The sequence below is a fragment of the Imtechella halotolerans genome (genome assembly GCF_028743515.2).
In the GTDB taxonomy this organism is placed as follows: Bacteria; Bacteroidota; Bacteroidia; order Flavobacteriales; family Flavobacteriaceae; genus Imtechella; species Imtechella halotolerans.
The window spans coordinates 1254578-1272029 of sequence record NZ_CP117969.2; the positions used below are offsets into that span (position 1 = coordinate 1254578).

Here is a 17452-nt window from a genome sequence, read left to right on the forward strand (position 1 = left end):
TAAAATGAAAATTGCACTATTAGGATATGGAAAAATGGGCCAAGCCATTGAAGCTATCGCCCTTGAACGAGGACATGAAATTGTGCTAAAAATAGATCAATTCAGCACTGAAATCCCAATAACGCAAGCAGATGTCGCTATTGATTTCAGCATTCCGGACAAAGCATATGATCATATTTCTCTTTGCCTTGAAAATAATATACCGGTAGTTAGCGGCACCACTGGATGGCTTCAGGATTATAGCAAGGCTGTAGCGCTATGTAATGAAAAGAAAGGTGCATTTATGTATGCATCAAATTATAGTGTTGGGGTCAACGTATTTTTTGAACTTAATGCGTTTTTGGCTAAAATGATGAACAACCTTACACAATATAATGTGAGTATGGAAGAAATTCATCATACTCAAAAATTAGATGCGCCAAGTGGCACAGCTATTACATTGGCTGAAGGGATTATTGCAAATACCTCTAAAAAAGCATGGACATTAGATAGCCCTAATCAAGATGAAATACCTATCGATGCCAAGCGAATTGAACATGTTCCTGGCACACATAGCATAACGTATGACAGTGATGTGGACTTCATAAAAATAGAACATGTTGCCCACAGCCGTCAAGGCTTTGCATTGGGAGCTGTTATAGCTGCTGAATGGATACTTGGAAAACAAGGTGTATTCAGCATGAAAGACGTGTTAAACCTAGGTTAATATAGTAACAATAGTGTAGGCTAACCTACTGATAACTGAAAATTCACAGCATATGGATGTACTCTATACTTTTATTGGCATTCTCCTTTTCTCAGGATTACTAAATGGTATATTTTTTTGGAATGGATTTGTTCAAGCAAATAGAAAAGCATGGGAAGCTTTTATCCCTATTTATGGTCAAATTATATTTCTTAAAATAATTGAACGACCTTGGTGGTGGGTACTATTACTTATCCTTCCTGTAATTGGTAATATTATGGCCATTGTCATGTTGTATGAATGGCTACATGTTTTTGGATATCGCAAAAAACGTCATACAGCGTTTGCAGTACTTTCACTTGGTATCTTTATATTATACATACATTATGTAGCAAAACCACAGTATGTTGGAAAAGATAACGAGACCATTCGTAAATCAATTACCGCCTGGACTAGTGCTGTTCTTTTTGCAGTGGTGGCAGCTTCATTTGTGCACACCTACTTTATGCAACCCTTTGTAATCCCTACTTCATCCCTGGAAAAGACCTTACTTGTTGGAGACTTTCTTTTTGTAAGTAAATTTCACTATGGAGTTCGTACCCCGATGACACCTATCTCTATGCCGATGGTTCATGATTCTATACCCGTAATAGGAACTAAATCTTATTTAAACAAGCCTCAACTTCCTTATTTTAGATTACCGGCATTACAAAAAATTAAACGAAATGATATTGTAGTATTCAATTGGCCGACCGATACAGTGCGATTTTTCAGAGATCAATCCAATATTCATATAGATAAACCTATAGATAAGAAATCCAACTATGTAAAACGAGGTGTTGGTATTCCAGGGGACTCCCTAGAAATTCGTAACGGATATATCTATATTAATGGTCAACAGACTACACTACCGGATAGAGCAAAACCACAGTATTCGTATATTGTTCAAACCAAGGGGGTACAACTTCCTGCCGATTATATGTATGAACGGTTTGATGTCACCGATGGTTTTGGTCAAGTACAACCTAATGTATACATTTTTAGCTCTCTAACAGAAGAAGTAGCAAACACCCTTAAAAATAACCCCAATATTGCTTCTGTCGAACGTCGAATTGAGCCAAAGGGTAATTATAACCCAACCATTTTCCCACACAGCGCACAAATGCCATGGAATGAAGACAATTACGGCCCTATTTTTATTCCAAAGGCTGGTGCTTCTACCCCACTTTCAATAACTAATCTTCCACTGTACAGACGAATTATTGAAACATACGAAGGCAACAAACTGGAATTAAAAGATGGAACTATTTACATAAATGACAAAGCAGCTACCTCTTACACATTCAAAAAAGATTACTACTGGATGATGGGAGACAATCGTCACAATTCAGAAGATAGCCGTTATTGGGGATTTGTTCCCTTTGATCACGTGGTTGGTAAACCAGTATTTATATGGATGAGTGTTGACCAAAATGCTTCAGGATTCAATAAAATACGCTGGAAACGTTTATTTACTACTGTAGGTGGTCAAGGAGAACCAGTTTCCTACTTTACTTATTTCTTAATCGCCTTAGGTCTATGGTTTGGGTATAGTACCTTTATTAGAAAAAAGAAAAATAAGTAATCACATACCATAATTATAAATAGTAATATCATAGTGGTGCTGCCTAAAATGGCAGCACTTTTCTTTCGTATACCAAATACGATTTCATTATTTTTGTCACAAAACCAGATTCGGATGAAAACCTTACTACATCCCACTTATTTCCCTTCTATAGCTCAGTTTAGCATCATTGCTACTACTGAAACTATTTGGGAGGCAAGTGATAATTTTCAAAAGCAAACCCTGAGAAATCGAACTTATATATACGGTGCTAACGGAAAGTTGGCGCTCAATATTCCTATAAAACATAGCAAAGACGGCACAAGACAACTTTATAAAGACATTCGATTAGAGAATGATTTCCCTTGGAAAAAGGAGCATTGGAAAAGCATACAATCTGCATATAGAACTTCTCCTTACTTCGAATATTATGAAGATGAATTTGCACCACTTTTTCATACGATTCATAACTTTTTATATGATTTAAATATAGAAACTATTGAACTTGTTTGCGAATGCCTACAATTAGAAATACCTACTCAACAAACAGAATATTATCAATCACAGCCTCAAGAAGTTACAGACTACAGAGTACTATCAAGTGCAAAAAATAAACTACCTTGGAGGTTTGAACCATATACCCAAGTATTTGGTACTAAATACGGATTTATTGAAAACCTAAGTATTCTGGACTTACTATTTAATGAAGGCCCAAACGCTGAAACCTATCTTCGTAAACGAATACAGCATCATCCATGATTCGGTTTCTAGCCCATTACGGAATTCACTTTATCGTACCTATACTTATTGCATTCTGGTTTTATAGAGGAGATTTTAAAAAAGTTAGTATTATACTTTTACTAGGCATCATAATCGATATTGATCATCTGTGGGCCACCCCTCTTTTTGACGCAAATAGATGCAGTATAAATTTCCATCCTCTTCATACGTATTTTGCAATACTTATCTATTTACTGTTATTTAGTTGGAAGAAAACAAGAATCTTTGGCTTGGCGCTTCTTCTGCATATTCTAGCAGATAGCGTAGATTGCTTATTTATCCACTTTCAAGGATAATGAGGAAAATACCGGAAAATGATCCGAATAGTCCAACGGATACACCTCATGAGTTTTTACTTCAAATGAGGTATCAGGCAAGATAAAATCAATTCTGAAAGGAAAATAGGGAAAATTAAAAGTCCGACCAAAACCACTACCCGCTTCTTGAAAAGTATCCTGTAACTTCTTCCCTTTTATCTTAAGATAGATATTAGAGAATGCTGTATTATTCAAATCACCACAGACAATTGTCTTATAATTAGTACCCTCCCAATGACGCCTAAAAAGTTCCATTTGAGTTTGTTGCAATGCGAAACGATTTCCAATTCGTTCAATAAGCCTCATTGAGTTTTCTTGAGAAAGCTCTTCCTCCTCTGGATTAACATGCAAACTTTCTAAATGCATATTATAGACTCTAACGGTATCCTTAGCTACCAATATATCGGCATAAATTCCATTATTTCCGGTTTTAGGAAAATCAAGCTGACCAGTAGCCAATATCGGGTATTTTGAAAAAATAGCTTGTCCAATTTTATTTTTATCGGTTTTGTATCCAATATAACGGAAAGGGTAAAAATCCAATTTACGCTCTTGTAATTTATGAAACTCTTGTATTGCAAGAATATCTGGACTTTTATCCTTAATAAAAGCAATCATTTTATCGTCGAGCTGCTTATCTGGATTCCAATCATACACATTAAAAAGTCGGACATTGTAAGTCATCACACTTAACAAAGAAGATTCCATTAAAGCTTCCTGTTTACGAGGAAATTTATAAAAGTTAGTAAGATGATTATAACCGATTAAAAGAACGACTACAGACATAAACACCTGCTTTTTCAATCTGATCAGCCAAAATAGTGAGAACATTGCATTGATAATGAGTAACACTGGTACTAACAGACTTAGTACTGATACGGAAGGAAAACTACGCGGAAAGACATAAGGAAGGGCATAGGAAACAAGTAATAAACAGGCAAAAATACTGTTAATTACATAAATCCCTTTATCAAATAAATTTAACTTCTTCATAGCAATACCTAGGCTGATTTGGGGAAGATACTTAGTTTACTCTTTACCAGACCTGAATAAAAAGTCCTTCTCTTCTTTACTTAAGCTTTCATATCCACTTTTACTAATTTTATCAAGTATAATATCTATTTTTTGTTGATACATCTGTCTCTCACGGTCAGGATTAGACTTGGGAGATGGTGTGTTTTTATATACCTTTTTAAAAGGTCTTTTACTTCTAGGTTTAAACAAGTTCGTGATCCAATCCATAACATTTGAAAACCACGCAGCAATATCATTTCCAGCCAATAGCTGTTTGGCATAAATAAAACCCCAAAGTGCCCCTCCTAGATGCGCAATACGTCCTCCAGGATTTGACATGGGTAATTGAAGTAAATCCCACAATACCAAGAATACTCCTAAATGCCATAATTTAAACCTAAAAAAGAAAAATTGCAATTCTTGATAAGGAGTGTAGGTACACATAAAAATCAGAACAGCCATTACGGCCGCAGATGCTCCAATCAGCACTGAATTTACGCCTACAAATACAGGAAAAAGATTATAGGACAATAAAAAGAAAAATCCTCCGGCTAAAGCTCCTAAAAAATACACATTTAGAAAACGTCGGCCATCAAATAAATTTAAGAACATCCGCCCTGCAAAATAGAGCAACAACATATTCCAGAATATGTGCATTAGGCCGCCATGAAAAAATGCATAGGTCAGTAACGTCCATGGCTTTACAACTAACTCACTTAATAATTTGGGAAGGGCAAACCATTGATTAAAAAAATCTTCAGGTAATTGAAACAAAAATAATAGTAGATTTTCTAGCACAAAAACCACAGCTGTGATACTAATGATTTTTTCAACTGCAGTCCATGTGGTAAAACGATACCGTAAATCTTTTCCCAAACTCATCTTAATCCCATCGATTGTTATTAAACTGATTTCTTTTCCAATACCACATCATAATAAATCCAAACAAAGCTCCTCCAACGTGTGCGAAATGGGCAATTCCTCCACCAAAAATAGAGTACCCGGTTAATCCAGAGAACAAGTCCAATCCTACTAAAACAGGAATAAAATACTTAGCTTTTATGGGTACTGGAATAAACAACAAAAATAATTCCACATTTGGAAACATCATTGCAAAGGCTACCAAAATACCATAAATAGCTCCAGAAGCACCTACCGCTGGCTGCCAATAAGCAGATAACATTTCCTTTACCTCTGAAGGTGAGGAAACCAATTCAGGCCAACGAGTATCATACTTACCCTCTCTTAGTAAAGAAAGAATCTGATCACCATCAACACCAGCTCCAATTAGTGCATTAAATCCCTGTTGAAATTCATAATAATTTACACCTGTATGAATTAGGGCAGCTCCTAAACCAGCAGAAAAGTAAAAAAATAAAAATTTATTACGCCCCCACATCTGTTCCAATGGCGATCCAAAAGCCCATAAAGCATACATATTAAAAAAGATATGTGTTACACTTCCATGCATAAACATATGAGTAACTATTTGCCACCAATGAAAATGCTCATTCATAGGAAACCAAATAGCCATAAGATCTGTCATTTGATCACCGTATACTTGGGTAGCGATAAACATGATTACATTAATAATCAAGAGGTGCTTAACTGCTTCTGTAATTCTTCCCATTAGTTAAATTTTTTATCAATATCAGCTATGGTAAGCTGTATAAATGTTGTTTTTTGAAAGGGTGACATAGTTGGCTCCTCACAAGCAAACAATTTATGCACTAAGCCCTCTTGTTCATCATTAGTTAGTTGCTGACCTGTTTTAATCGCTAAACTTTTAGCCATAGATTTCACTAACATATCAGTTTGTGAATACCCACTTTCAGGTAAATCATTTTCAAAGTCCGAAATAAGTTGTTGGATAATCATATAAACCTCACGTTCAGTAACCTCTAAAGGAACTCCTGTAATACGTAACACTTCATCCATGAATTCCAATATAAAACCACTTGCAACAAGCCTTTCTTGTAAAACTTCCAAAATAGCACGCTCATTAACAGTATATGCAATATCTAAAGGAAATAAGAGTTGTTGACTTGCCGCATGCCCTCCCGTAATTAGCTGCAGGTAATGTTCATACAATACACGTTGATGTGCTCTTTGCTGATCAATGATTACCATCCCAGACTTAATGTGTGTTACAATATACTTTTTATTTAACTGATAGCTTTGGGTATTTTGTTGCACACTCTCATCAGAAGATTCAAATAAAGAGCCTATGACCTCTTCTGGTTCCATTTCTAATGAAGAAAAAGATTGCTGAGACGAGAAATCACTTGTATCCACATCCGTATACAAACTTTCCCAAGAAGGTGATTTTAGATGATTCTTCATATAATTTGAAGATCCTTTACTTCCAGATGACACCTTTGGTTCATCTTCAAAAGGATTAAAATTAGCGTCTACTTCGATGGTTGGATAACTTGCCCTTTGTCCCTGCATGGTATAAGGCGTATCTAAGGATGGGTCTCTGTCAAAATCCAAAATAGGGGCTACATTAAACTGCCCTAAACTATGTTTCACAGCAGACTTAAGTAACGCATATAACGTATGCTCGTCATCAAATTTTATTTCAGTCTTAGTAGGGTGAATATTAATATCAATACTAGCAGGATTTACATCTAAATATAAAAAATATCCAGGTTGCATTTGATCTTTCAATATACCCTCATATGAGGCCATTACTGCATGATGTAAATATCCACTTTTTATAAAACGATTATTGACAAAGAAAAACTGTTCACTTTTACTCTTTTTGGCATATTCAGGTTTTATGACAAACCCAGTTATTTTCAACACTTCTGTAGTCTCTTCAACTGGAACCAATTTTTCATTAGTTTTGCCCCCCATAACGTGTACAATACGTTGACGATAGTTACCAGCTGGAAGATTGAAAATTTCATTTCCATTATTGTACATCATAAAATGAATAGAAGGATGCGCTAACACTACCCTATGAAATTCATCTAATATATGACGTAACTCAACAGTATCCGATTTCAAAAAATTTCGACGAGCAGGGATATTAAAAAACAGGTTTTTAACAGCAATTGAAGTACCTTTGGGAGTAACGACAACTTCTTCATTCGTTACTTTCCCTCCTTCCACTCTTAAAAGTGTACCTACTTCATCCTCCTCCTGACACGTATTCATTTCTACATGAGCAATGGCTGCTATAGAAGCCAACGCTTCTCCTCTAAATCCTTTTGTGTGAAGTTGAAACAAATCCTCGGCTGAACGAATTTTAGAAGTGGCGTGCCTTTCAAAAGAGAGTCGTGCATCCGTAACACTCATCCCAACACCGTTATCTATAACCTGAACTAAGGTTTTTCCTGCATCTTTCACAACCAATTTAATTTCAGTTGCACGGGCATCGATAGCATTTTCCAACAATTCCTTCACCACCGAGGCAGGGCGCTGAACTACTTCACCAGCTGCAATTTGATTTGCAACATGGTCGGGTAACAATTGAATAACATCTGCCATTTATCGTCGGAAGCTGAAGATTGATAAATCAAAATCAAGAAAATAAAGCGCTACTAACAAGAGAACTAAAAAAATAATCACCAATCGACGATTTACCTCCCTATTACCTCTATTCCTACTAGACTCCCGCGCTGCTTTCCATTGAGAACCAAAATCATTGGCATTGGTGGCTTCTCTATATTTGTGAAATTTTGATTCAAAGCTATATGGATTCCCTACATCTTTCCCTTGATAATACCTAGGAGTGTAATTATAACGTTTATTTTCTCTTAATTTAAAAACTTTGAATCTCACAGTTATTAATCGCTTTATTGGTCAAATTTAGGCAAAAATATACAGCTTTAAGGACTGATAACCTTAAAAAATGTTAACAACAAAAAGCCCCGCTAGATGCAGGGCGTTTTACATATTGTTATTTAGTTTCTTACTACAATCCCAATACAGCCATTTTTATAGCTGCAATAGCAGCCTCAGTACCTTTATTACCATGTTTACCTCCACTTCTATCAATGGATTGCTGCAAGGTATTATCCGTAAGAACACAAAAGATTACAGGTACATCATTTTGAAGGTTTAAATCCATTACTCCTTGTGTAACCCCACTACACACAAAATCAAAATGCTTAGTTTCACCTTGGATTACACATCCAATTGTAATAATAGCATCCAACTCATGGGTTTTTAACATCTTTTTAGCTCCATACACTAATTCAAAGCTGCCTGGCACATCCCAACGAATAATATTTTGAGGAAGCGCACCACAGTCCACTAAAGCGTCATATGCCCCCTTAAATAATCCTTCAGTAATAGTAGGATTCCATTCTGAAACAACTATCCCAAACCGAAGAGACTTCGCATTTGGGATAGTTGCTTTATCGTATTCTGATAAATTTTTATTTTCTGTTGCCATGATTTTATTTCATGTTTTCAGCCTTACCAATATAGATATCTATTGTTCGGCCCTCTTCACTATTTTCATGTTGTTCTTTAATTTGCTCAAAATACCCTAAAGCTTTATCATACTGCTTTAATTCTAAGGCAGTGATACCAGCTTTCAATAAGTACATTGGTGTTGTAAAGTCATTCTTGTTATGATTGAATGCTTTTACATAATACTCTAATGCCTCTTCAGGTTGTTTTAACTGAGCAAAAGCATCTCCAATATTCCCTTTAGCAAGTGCTCCTAAAACGGCATCATCACTACTAAATTTTTCAAGATGACTAATTGCTTCTTGATATTTACCAAGATTGATGTAAGCCATTCCAGCAGAATACTGAGCCAAATTAGCAGCTTTAGTACCTTTGTATTCTTCAATAATTTCTAATAAACCATATTTTCCGTCAGCACCTTCTAAAGCCAAATTAAACAATGATTCTTTATCATCAGTAGAATTCACAGCTGCATCAAAATATTGTTGTGCTACAAACATCTCATTCGAAGCCTCTACTTCTTTAGGTTCTAACACAAACTGACGATACAAAAGATATCCTAAACCTACCACTGCTAAAGCAGTAATAACTCCAATGATTGCCTTCTGATTACGCTGAACCCACTGTTCGGTCTTAGAAGCACCAGCATCCAACGTGTTAAAAACTTCTGCTGTAGTACTGTGCAGATTTTCGTCCAACTGTTGCTCTTCTTTATTTGCTGGCTTGTAGCCTCTTTTCTTGTAAGTAGCCATAATTCTTAATTAATTAGTGGCGCAAAAATATAATTTTTATTAATATATAAAAGTCGTTTTTAGGGTTATTTTTTAATAATTAGGAATTCTTTTCGGAAATTCGCAGCAAATAATCTTCTTCTGTCTGCTCATGATTTTACAGAAACTTTCACTTATCAATTACAAGAACTTTGATTCCAAATCATTTGAGTTTGCCTCAAAGATTAATTGCTTTGTAGGAAACAACGGAATTGGGAAGACAAATATACTGGATGCTATATACCATCTTGGGTTTGGCAAAAGCTATTTTAATACTATTGCCTCTCAGAATGTACGCCATGGAGAAGATTTCTACGTTATCGAAGGTAATTTTCAAAAAGATGGACGGGAAGAACACATCTTTTGTAGCTTAAAAAAAGGACAAAAAAAAGTAATTAAGCGAAATGGAAAAGCCTATGACAAATTTTCAGAACATTTAGGTCTTTTACCAGTAGTAATTATTTCACCTGCTGATCGTGATTTAATAACTGAGGGAAGCGAATTTAGAAGAAAGTTTATGGACAGTGTGATCTCTCAATCAAACAAACCATATCTTGCTCAATTAATCAACTATCATAAAGTATTGTCTCAGCGAAATTCATTACTAAAATACTTTGCACTAAACAGTACTTTTGATCCCACAACCTTAGAAATATACAACCAGCAATTGGAAGGTTATGGAAATTCAATTTATGAGACAAGAAAATCTTTTTTAGCAGAATTTATCCCTATCTTTAAATCGCGATATGAAGCTATATCCGGAGGTAAAGAAGATGTAGACATCGTATACGACAGTGATTTGCACTCGGCAGATCTAATGACCCTTTTCAATGAACAATTGTCTAAAGACAGAGCATTGCAATATACCAGTGTAGGTATTCATAAAGACGATCTACGCTTTGAGATAAATGGGTATCCTGTTAAAAAATTTGGCAGTCAGGGGCAACAGAAATCATTTTTAATCGCGCTTAAACTTGCTCAATTTGAAGTCATAAAACAATTAACTCAGACAGACCCTATACTTTTACTTGACGATATTTTTGACAAACTTGACCAGCATAGAGTAGCGCATATAGTTTCGTTAGTAGCTAATAATAGTTTCGGACAACTATTTATTAGTGACACTCATGCGGATCGAACAGAAGAAGTTGTAAAACAGACTCAACAATCATACGAACTTTTTAAAATATAATTTATGAAACCTCTTTATCTAGGTATATTTCTAATCCTAACCTCTGCATGTAAAGGAATTTCAGAAGAGCAACTCTCTCATCTCAATGGGTATTGGGAAATTGCCTCTGTTACAACATCACAAGGCTCTACTAGAGAATATACAGTAAGTACAACGATAGACTATATTGAGCTCACAGATTCGCTAAAAGGGTACCGGAAAAAAGTACAGCCTAATTTTGACGGGACTTATGTAACTAATGATGATGCTGAATATTTTAGTATTGAAAAACGAGATAAAACCTACTATATGCACTATCAAAATGAAATGGCGGAATGGCAAGAAGTATTAGAAGTTGTAGGAGAAAACGAATTTAGAACACGTAATGATTCTGGAAACACCTATACCTACAGACGCTATCAACCAATCAATATCAACTAATGGCTAAACGCAATAACGACCATCTTTCTTTAAGTGAAGTATTAAAGGCTTTTGTAGAAACAAACAAACTAGATAAGGGAATCGACAAAATACAAGTTCAAAACGCTTGGAGTGATTTAATGGGACCTGGAGTTAACAATTACACGCAAGAAGTAACGCTTAAAAATGATATTCTTTATGTACAACTTTCCTCTTCCGTATTAAGGGAAGAATTGAGTTATGGAAAAGATAAAATAGTTCAGATGTTAAATGAGTCATTAGGCAAAGATGTTGTAAAAAGTATTGTTCTTCGTTAAATATTCTATTTAATGACTATGAGTTTTGTACTTTTAGACGCTATTTGAAAACAGAAAAATACGGATTAAAAGCATGAATCTAACCATAGAAAACATTCTCCTTGTAGGCTCTTTACTTCTATTTATCAGCATTATTGCAGGGAAAACTTCCTATCGATTTGGTGTTCCAATTTTGGTATTGTTTTTAGCCGTTGGAATGCTAGCAGGTTCAGAAGGCATAGGTGGAATCTACTTTAACGATCCTCAAATTGCACAATTCATAGGTATAGTTTCTCTTAATTTCATACTATTTTCCGGAGGACTAGATACTAGTTGGAACGCAATCAAACCTGTACTGAAACAAGGTATTGCATTATCTACTCTGGGTGTGTTGATAACCGCCGTTAGTCTTGGTATATTTGTGTGGCAAGTCACTGATTTCACTTTGTATGAGGGTTTACTTTTAGGAGCTATTGTATCATCTACAGATGCAGCAGCTGTTTTTTCTATACTAAGGGGTAAAAGCCTAGCGCTTAAAAGCAATTTACGTCCTACATTGGAGTTAGAAAGCGGAAGTAATGATCCTATGGCATATGTTCTTACCATTGCCTTTTTAGGATTAGTTGTTAACCCAGGTGTCAGTCTTTGGAGCATTGTCCCCTTATTTTTCCAACAAATGGTTCTAGGAGGACTTGCAGGATGGGGATTTGGTTGGTTAAGTAAGGTAATTATCAACCGTATTAGACTGGATTTTGACGGGCTCTATCCCGTGCTAGCAGTCGCTCTAATGTTTATTACCTTTTCATTTACCGATTTTATAGGTGGAAATGGATTCCTCGCTGTGTATTTATGTGCGGTTTATCTAGGTAATCAAGACCTAATTCATAAAAAAACAATTATTAAAATGTTTGACGGTCTGGCATGGCTGATGCAAATTGTATTGTTTCTTACTTTAGGGCTATTAGTATTTCCTTCAGAAATAGTTCCTGTTATGGGTATAGGAATGATGATAGCTGCATTTCTTATTTTTATTGCTAGACCACTCAGTGTATTTATTAGCCTTCTTCCATTTAAAATGAAACTTCGTAGACGTTTTTATATTTCTTGGGTTGGTCTAAGAGGAGCAGTCCCTATTGTATTTGCGACTTATCCTCTATTGGCAGGTATTGACAAGGCTCATATGATTTTTAATATTGTTTTCTTTATTTCACTTACTTCCGTCCTTTTACAAGGTACCACTTTATCTGTACTGGCTAAATGGTTAAATGTAGCATTACCAGAAAAAGTAAAACCCAAAGATCCTGTAGATACCTTTCTCTCTGAACACCCAAAAACAGCTATGGAAGAGATTAAAATAGCTCCTACAGCCCTTGCCGTGGGACAGAAAATTGTTAACCTCAAATTTCCAAAGCGAGCCATTATTGCCATGATACAACGCAATGGAAAATACTTAACACCAAATGGAAACACAATAATTGAAGCAAACGATCTTCTAATTGTACTCTCTGATGATAAATCAGGAATAGAAGAGGCATACCATTCGTTAGGAACCCCTAGTGAAGATCAATAATACCTTATATTAAAATAGCCCGGAAATCCGGGCTATAATTTACTTTACAATGAACTAGTAAATAGGCATTAGAATATTTCTCTTCCAGCAAAATGGAATGCACCTTCAATAGCAGCATTCTCATCGCTATCAGAACCATGAACTGCATTTTCTCCAATTGAAGAAGCATATTTCTTACGAATAGTACCTTCAGCAGCCTCCGCAGGATTAGTAGCTCCAATCAAAGTACGAAAATCTGCAACCGCATTTTCTTTCTCAAGAATAGCAGCTACGATCGGTCCACGTGTCATGAATTCAACCAATTCTCCAAAGAATGGACGCTCTTTGTGTATTGCATAAAATGCCTCAGCATCACGCTTACTTAATTGAGTGTATTTCATCGCTACGATTTTGAAACCACCTTCATTAATCATATTTAATATCCCTCCGATGTAACCTTTTTCTACTGCATCGGGCTTAATCATGGTAAATGTTCTATTTGTTGCCATTTGATAAAATTTTGTGCAAAAGTAATTTTTTTCCACGTAACTACAAGTCCACTTAATAGGTTTGTTTAAACTCCTGAAGAACAAGACCACCATCACCTATCATTTCCATGTGTACAAGTCTGTCTTTAAAATCAAAGCGCAATACTCCGAAACTCTTTGAATTAATTACTTCACCCACTCTATACCTATTGGATTCCCCTGAATAGGACTCATAGGTATGGGTAAGACCACTAGAAGTAAAATCAATTAACGGATACTCAAGTCCGGAAACAGTAGTCTTTGAAAATTCGGAAATATGTCGATCTCCAGAAAGTAATATAACCCCTTTTGCTTTTGAGTCAACAATAAGCGCTTTCAACTTATCCACTTCATGAGGCATATTACCCCAAGTTTCAAATCCATGTTCAGCAGACAAAATTTGAACACTGCTTACAATTAGATTAAAATCAGCTTTTGATTTTTTCAATTCTAACTCTAGCCATTTCCATTGCGCATCTCCAAGCATACTTCCTTGTCCATATGTATTAGGTTGAAATCGCTTTCCTTTCACCTCTGAAGGTGTTAATTCAGTTCTGAAATACCTGGTATCTAAAACAATGATTTTTACACTTCCCTTTTTAAATTGAAGCGTTTCAGCATGATAAACTCCTTCTTGCTTCCTACGTACATCCTCTTGCGGTACTCCTATAAAATCGAGAAAAAGTTGTTGGCTTCCTTGTTTAGCATGAAATTCAATTCCACCGTCATTTAATCCGTAATCATGATCATCCCAAGTACCCATTATAGGTACATTTTGAACCAATTCCGCATACCCCTTTTGATTTAACTGTTGTTGGTAGTCAGCCTTTAAACGGTTCATATCATCAGTGTCTGAATAAATATTATCACCTCCCCAGATCCATACAGCAGGCTTAACATTAAGCACGTCATCCCAAAGTGGATTTATTCGATTTTGCATATTACAAGAACCAAAAGCAATTAAAGCTTCATCAGCTTTATTGACAAAAACTTCCTTATTGGAAACTGCTTTAGTTACACAACTTTGTGTAGTAATCAAGAGCACGGTAAGAGCAGCTAATTGTTTTATCATTATTATCTCATTTTTGTGTAAAACAAAACTACCACATATATTTGAATTGCTACATTATTAAATTGTATCTTAGTCCGCCATGAAAACAAGCGACATAATCACAGCCAAAGAATGGCTGACTGAACCTAAAAAAATTGTTATTATTCCACATAAAAACCCTGATGGTGATGCTATGGGAAGTGCTTTAGGGCTTTACCATTGGCTTATCCAAAAACACCATGAAGTTACCGTAATTGCACCCAATGAATACCCTCTTTTTTTAAAATGGATGCCCGGTGATGACAGGGTGCTTATTTATGAAAGTAATAGTACTAAGGCAAATTCACTTTTGTTAGAGGCCGACATCATATTTACTGTTGATTTTAATGCCCTTTCACGTATAGAAGAAATGCAAGGAGGATTAAAAGATACTAAAGCTAAATTTATAATGATAGATCATCATCAAGCGCCAGAAGATTATGCTGCTGTCACCTATTCTGATGTTACTATGAGCTCGACTTGTGAAATGGTTTATAATTTCATGAGTGCCCTTGGAGATGCGTCTTTACTTAATAAGGATGTGGCCACATGTTTATATACAGGTATTATGACAGATACCGGCTCTTTTAGGTTTGCTTCTACGACTCCAGAAACACATAGAGTAGTGGCAAGTTTAATAGAGAACGGAGCAGAAAATGCCACAATTCATAATAATATATATGATTCGAATTCGTTTCATAAATTACAATTACTGGGAGTTGCATTAAAAAACCTAGTATACATGGAAGCATATCATACGGCTTATATAACGCTTACTCGTGCTGAACTTGACGCTCACCAATTCAAAAAAGGAGACACTGAAGGTTTTGTAAACTATGGCCTTTCTATAAATGGAGCAAAATTGGCTGCGATTTTTATCGAAAGCGAACAAGACAATTATGTTAAAATCTCACTCCGCTCTAAAGGTTCTTTTGATGTGAATACTTTTGCCAGACGATATTATAATGGTGGTGGTCATATCAATGCTGCTGGTGGTCGCAGTGATAAACCTTTACAGGAAACCATTGCGGATTTCAAAAACTATGTTGCTCACTATCAAAACGAACTCTCTTTATAGATGAAAGCTCTACCCCTATTCTTATTGATTATACTAATGGCATCTTGTGGTGAACCAGAAGCAAGACGTCCTCTATCTGTTCGCTCGGCTACTTTCTTAAAGGAATCCGTAGAAAGAAATAAGGCTAAATTATCACAAGAACAAGCATATATTAAAAAGCTAATAGAGCGTGATTCGGTTTTAGATTTTATCGCTTCAAAAGATGGTTTTTGGTATGCCTATAAATCTAAAAATGATCAAGTTATAGAAACAGCGCAGCCTGAAGATTTAGTTACTTTCAGCTATGAAATATCGAATCTGGATCAACAAGTTCTATACTCAAAAAACACATTAGGTGTAATTACCTATAAAGTTGACAAGGAGGAATTATTTCAAGGATTACGTAGTGCCATTAAATTGATGAAACCAGATGAAACTATTTTTTGTTACTTCCCATCTGAACTGGCATATGGATATACTGGAGATCAAGATAAAATTACCAGTAATCAACCTATAGCCTGTGAAATAACTTTACACAGCATTAAAAAAGAAACACAAAAACAATAACTAAATTTAATTAATAACAATCCCATATGAAAAATTTCATTTTAGTATGTGCAATAGCACTTGGGTTAACCTCATGTACCTCTTCCAAATACCCACATTTGGGGGATGGTGTCTTTGCTGACATCCAAACCACCAAAGGGAATATGGTGGTAAAGCTTACCTATAAAGAGACACCAAATACGGTGGCCAATTTTGTTTCCCTGGCTGAAGGCACAAATACCTTAGTAGCAGACAGTTTAAAAGGAAAGCCTTATTACGACGGTGTTATTTTTCACCGCGTTATACAAGATTTTATGATTCAAGGAGGAGACCCAACAGGAACTGGTATGGGAAGTCCTGGGTATAAATTTGAAGATGAGATCGTAGATACCCTACGTCACAGTAAAAAAGGAATTCTATCTATGGCTAATGCTGGCCCTGGTACGAATGGAAGTCAATTTTTTATTACCCATGTACCTACACCCCACCTTGATGGTCGCCATACAGTATTTGGAGAAGTAGTAGAAGGCGTTGCGGTAATAGACTCTATTGCCAGCGTAAAAACTGGACCAGGTAATAGACCAGAAACTCCAGTGGTTATCAATAAAATAGTTATCATTAAAAATGGGAAAGAGGCAAAGTCATTTGACGCGGCGAAAGTATTCAGTAACTATATGCAAGAAGTAACACGTAAAGAAAAGGAACGTGAAGAAAAAATGGAGGCTGCTAAAGCAGCATTTACAGCAGCCATTATCGAGGATGAAGCTAAAGCTACTGTACTTCCTTCAGGATTAAAAATATTATTTACTCATCAAGGTGAAGGCCCTAAACCTAACCACACACAATCGGTATTAATCAATTATGCTGGATACCTTACTGATGGTACCTTATTTGACACTAGTTGGTTATCTGTTGCTGAAACTTATGGCGCCGTTATTCCACAGAAAATGCAAGCTGATGGATATAAACCATTCGCTATGCCTTACAATGAATCAGCTACCCTTATCCCTGGATTTAAAGAGGCTATGCTTTCTATGAAAGTTGGAGATAAAGTTCGCATTTTCATACCATCATTTTTAGGATACGGTGAACGAGGAGCAGGCAATGTAATTCCTCCTAACAGTGATATAATTTTTGATTTAGAATTAGTTGGAATTGCTGAATAATTCATATAATCAATTCATAAAAGCCTCTACGTCCGT

General features: G+C 35.7%; 20 protein-coding genes. 11 read left to right on the top strand and 9 right to left on the bottom strand.

Translation table 11 applies throughout. The features are described from left to right. Positions 1-4 precede the first annotated feature (4 nt). From dapB to PT603_RS05725, 4 genes are all read left to right on the top strand, one after another. The gene (dapB, locus tag PT603_RS05710) at positions 5-706 is read left to right on the top strand and encodes a 4-hydroxy-tetrahydrodipicolinate reductase (RefSeq protein WP_008241280.1); all 702 of its coding nucleotides are present in this window, start codon (positions 5-7) and stop codon (positions 704-706) included. Positions 707-758: 52 nt separating this feature from the next. Next, positions 759-2309, top strand: coding sequence for a signal peptidase I (gene lepB / locus PT603_RS05715; RefSeq protein WP_008241281.1), 1551 nt, complete (start codon positions 759-761; stop codon positions 2307-2309). Positions 2310-2423: 114 nt separating this feature from the next. Continuing rightward, positions 2424-3047, top strand: a complete 624-nt coding sequence (locus PT603_RS05720) for a WbqC family protein (RefSeq protein ID WP_008241282.1) — start codon at positions 2424-2426, stop codon at positions 3045-3047. Continuing rightward, positions 3044-3364: a DUF6122 family protein gene (locus tag PT603_RS05725; protein WP_008241283.1), complete on the top strand. Its 321-nt coding sequence runs from the start codon at positions 3044-3046 to the stop codon at positions 3362-3364. The genes PT603_RS05720 and PT603_RS05725 overlap by 4 nt, the downstream gene beginning before the upstream one ends. On the opposite strand, the gene PT603_RS05730 is transcribed toward PT603_RS05725, so the two are convergent. The 7 genes from PT603_RS05730 to PT603_RS05760 form a co-directional block, all read right to left on the bottom strand. Next, the gene (locus PT603_RS05730; RefSeq protein WP_008241284.1) at positions 3341-4378 is read right to left on the bottom strand and encodes an endonuclease/exonuclease/phosphatase family protein; all 1038 of its coding nucleotides are present in this window, start codon (positions 4376-4378) and stop codon (positions 3341-3343) included. The genes PT603_RS05725 and PT603_RS05730 overlap by 24 nt on opposite strands. A 36-nt stretch (positions 4379-4414) precedes the next feature. Then, positions 4415-5281 (bottom strand): rhomboid family protein, encoded by an 867-nt coding sequence (locus PT603_RS05735; RefSeq protein WP_008241285.1) that lies wholly within the window; start codon positions 5279-5281, stop codon positions 4415-4417. Between the two features lies 1 nt (position 5282). Continuing rightward, the gene (locus PT603_RS05740; protein ID WP_008241287.1) at positions 5283-6029 is read right to left on the bottom strand and encodes a rhomboid family intramembrane serine protease; all 747 of its coding nucleotides are present in this window, start codon (positions 6027-6029) and stop codon (positions 5283-5285) included. Further along, complete coding sequence (mutL, locus tag PT603_RS05745) at positions 6029-7894, bottom strand: DNA mismatch repair endonuclease MutL (protein WP_008241289.1); 1866 nt, start codon at positions 7892-7894, stop codon at positions 6029-6031. Before mutL ends, PT603_RS05740 begins: the two co-directional genes overlap by 1 nt. Further along, on the bottom strand, positions 7895-8188 hold the full coding sequence (locus PT603_RS05750) for a hypothetical protein (protein ID WP_008241291.1): 294 nt from the start codon (positions 8186-8188) through the stop codon (positions 7895-7897). Positions 8189-8321: 133 nt separating this feature from the next. Beyond that, positions 8322-8804 (bottom strand): 6,7-dimethyl-8-ribityllumazine synthase, encoded by a 483-nt coding sequence (ribH, locus tag PT603_RS05755; RefSeq protein ID WP_008241297.1) that lies wholly within the window; start codon positions 8802-8804, stop codon positions 8322-8324. Positions 8805-8808: 4 nt separating this feature from the next. Further along, positions 8809-9576, bottom strand: a complete 768-nt coding sequence (locus PT603_RS05760) for a tetratricopeptide repeat protein (protein ID WP_008241304.1) — start codon at positions 9574-9576, stop codon at positions 8809-8811. 130 nt (positions 9577-9706) lie between these two features. Between PT603_RS05760 and recF the strand changes: the two genes are divergently transcribed. The 4 genes from recF (at position 9707) to PT603_RS05780 (ending at position 13051) form a co-directional block, all read left to right on the top strand. Further along, positions 9707-10786, top strand: coding sequence for a DNA replication/repair protein RecF (gene recF / locus PT603_RS05765; RefSeq protein WP_008241306.1), 1080 nt, complete (start codon positions 9707-9709; stop codon positions 10784-10786). Positions 10787-10789: 3 nt separating this feature from the next. After that, the gene (locus PT603_RS05770; protein WP_008241307.1) at positions 10790-11206 is read left to right on the top strand and encodes a hypothetical protein; all 417 of its coding nucleotides are present in this window, start codon (positions 10790-10792) and stop codon (positions 11204-11206) included. Continuing rightward, complete coding sequence (locus PT603_RS05775) at positions 11206-11502, top strand: DciA family protein (protein ID WP_008241308.1); 297 nt, start codon at positions 11206-11208, stop codon at positions 11500-11502. Before PT603_RS05770 ends, PT603_RS05775 begins: the two co-directional genes overlap by 1 nt. A 73-nt stretch (positions 11503-11575) precedes the next feature. Beyond that, positions 11576-13051 carry a potassium/proton antiporter gene (locus tag PT603_RS05780; RefSeq protein WP_008241309.1) on the top strand — a complete coding sequence of 492 codons (1476 nt, stop codon included), beginning with the start codon at positions 11576-11578 and terminating at the stop codon, positions 13049-13051. A 68-nt stretch (positions 13052-13119) separates the two neighbouring features. Here the strand turns inward: PT603_RS05780 and PT603_RS05785 are convergent, their stop codons facing one another. Together PT603_RS05785 and PT603_RS05790 are read right to left on the bottom strand one after the other, a co-directional pair. Continuing rightward, the gene (locus PT603_RS05785; RefSeq protein WP_008241310.1) at positions 13120-13539 is read right to left on the bottom strand and encodes a nucleoside-diphosphate kinase; all 420 of its coding nucleotides are present in this window, start codon (positions 13537-13539) and stop codon (positions 13120-13122) included. 52 nt (positions 13540-13591) lie between these two features. Continuing rightward, positions 13592-14629: an alkaline phosphatase D family protein gene (locus PT603_RS05790; RefSeq protein ID WP_008241311.1), complete on the bottom strand. Its 1038-nt coding sequence runs from the start codon at positions 14627-14629 to the stop codon at positions 13592-13594. A gap of 79 nt (positions 14630-14708) precedes the next feature. Between PT603_RS05790 and PT603_RS05795 the strand changes: the two genes are divergently transcribed. Genes PT603_RS05795 through PT603_RS05805 form a run of 3 tightly spaced genes read left to right on the top strand, consistent with a single transcriptional unit; the run spans position 14709 to position 17416 of the window. After that, a complete protein-coding gene (locus PT603_RS05795) occupies positions 14709-15725 on the top strand; it encodes a DHH family phosphoesterase (protein ID WP_008241312.1) in 1017 nt (338 codons plus the stop codon). Then, complete coding sequence (gldI, locus tag PT603_RS05800; RefSeq protein WP_008241314.1) at positions 15726-16271, top strand: gliding motility-associated peptidyl-prolyl isomerase GldI; 546 nt, start codon at positions 15726-15728, stop codon at positions 16269-16271. 26 nt (positions 16272-16297) lie between these two features. Continuing rightward, positions 16298-17416 (top strand): peptidylprolyl isomerase, encoded by a 1119-nt coding sequence (locus PT603_RS05805; protein ID WP_008241316.1) that lies wholly within the window; start codon positions 16298-16300, stop codon positions 17414-17416. Positions 17417-17452 lie beyond the last annotated feature (36 nt).

Excerpts from the sequence above, each read along its gene's own strand:
- recF (WP_008241306.1), top strand. The coding sequence starts at position 9,707 with ATGATTTTACAGAAACTTTCACTTATCAATTACAAGAACTTTGATTCC.
- PT603_RS05805 (WP_008241316.1), top strand. The coding sequence starts at position 16,298 with ATGAAAAATTTCATTTTAGTATGTGCAATAGCACTTGGGTTAACCTCA.
- PT603_RS05760 (WP_008241304.1), bottom strand. The coding sequence starts at position 9,576 with ATGGCTACTTACAAGAAAAGAGGCTACAAGCCAGCAAATAAAGAAGAG.
- PT603_RS05730 (WP_008241284.1), bottom strand. The coding sequence starts at position 4,378 with ATGAAGAAGTTAAATTTATTTGATAAAGGGATTTATGTAATTAACAGT.
- PT603_RS05720 (WP_008241282.1), top strand. The coding sequence starts at position 2,424 with ATGAAAACCTTACTACATCCCACTTATTTCCCTTCTATAGCTCAGTTT.
- PT603_RS05795 (WP_008241312.1), top strand. The coding sequence starts at position 14,709 with ATGAAAACAAGCGACATAATCACAGCCAAAGAATGGCTGACTGAACCT.
- PT603_RS05740 (WP_008241287.1), bottom strand. The coding sequence starts at position 6,029 with ATGGGAAGAATTACAGAAGCAGTTAAGCACCTCTTGATTATTAATGTA.
- ribH (WP_008241297.1), bottom strand. The coding sequence starts at position 8,804 with ATGGCAACAGAAAATAAAAATTTATCAGAATACGATAAAGCAACTATC.
- lepB (WP_008241281.1), top strand. The coding sequence starts at position 759 with ATGGATGTACTCTATACTTTTATTGGCATTCTCCTTTTCTCAGGATTA.
- gldI (WP_008241314.1), top strand. The coding sequence starts at position 15,726 with ATGAAAGCTCTACCCCTATTCTTATTGATTATACTAATGGCATCTTGT.
- PT603_RS05725 (WP_008241283.1), top strand. The coding sequence starts at position 3,044 with ATGATTCGGTTTCTAGCCCATTACGGAATTCACTTTATCGTACCTATA.
- PT603_RS05785 (WP_008241310.1), bottom strand. The coding sequence starts at position 13,539 with ATGGCAACAAATAGAACATTTACCATGATTAAGCCCGATGCAGTAGAA.
- PT603_RS05770 (WP_008241307.1), top strand. The coding sequence starts at position 10,790 with ATGAAACCTCTTTATCTAGGTATATTTCTAATCCTAACCTCTGCATGT.
- PT603_RS05735 (WP_008241285.1), bottom strand. The coding sequence starts at position 5,281 with ATGAGTTTGGGAAAAGATTTACGGTATCGTTTTACCACATGGACTGCA.
- dapB (WP_008241280.1), top strand. The coding sequence starts at position 5 with ATGAAAATTGCACTATTAGGATATGGAAAAATGGGCCAAGCCATTGAA.
- PT603_RS05790 (WP_008241311.1), bottom strand. The coding sequence starts at position 14,629 with ATGATAAAACAATTAGCTGCTCTTACCGTGCTCTTGATTACTACACAA.
- PT603_RS05775 (WP_008241308.1), top strand. The coding sequence starts at position 11,206 with ATGGCTAAACGCAATAACGACCATCTTTCTTTAAGTGAAGTATTAAAG.
- mutL (WP_008241289.1), bottom strand. The coding sequence starts at position 7,894 with ATGGCAGATGTTATTCAATTGTTACCCGACCATGTTGCAAATCAAATT.
- PT603_RS05780 (WP_008241309.1), top strand. The coding sequence starts at position 11,576 with ATGAATCTAACCATAGAAAACATTCTCCTTGTAGGCTCTTTACTTCTA.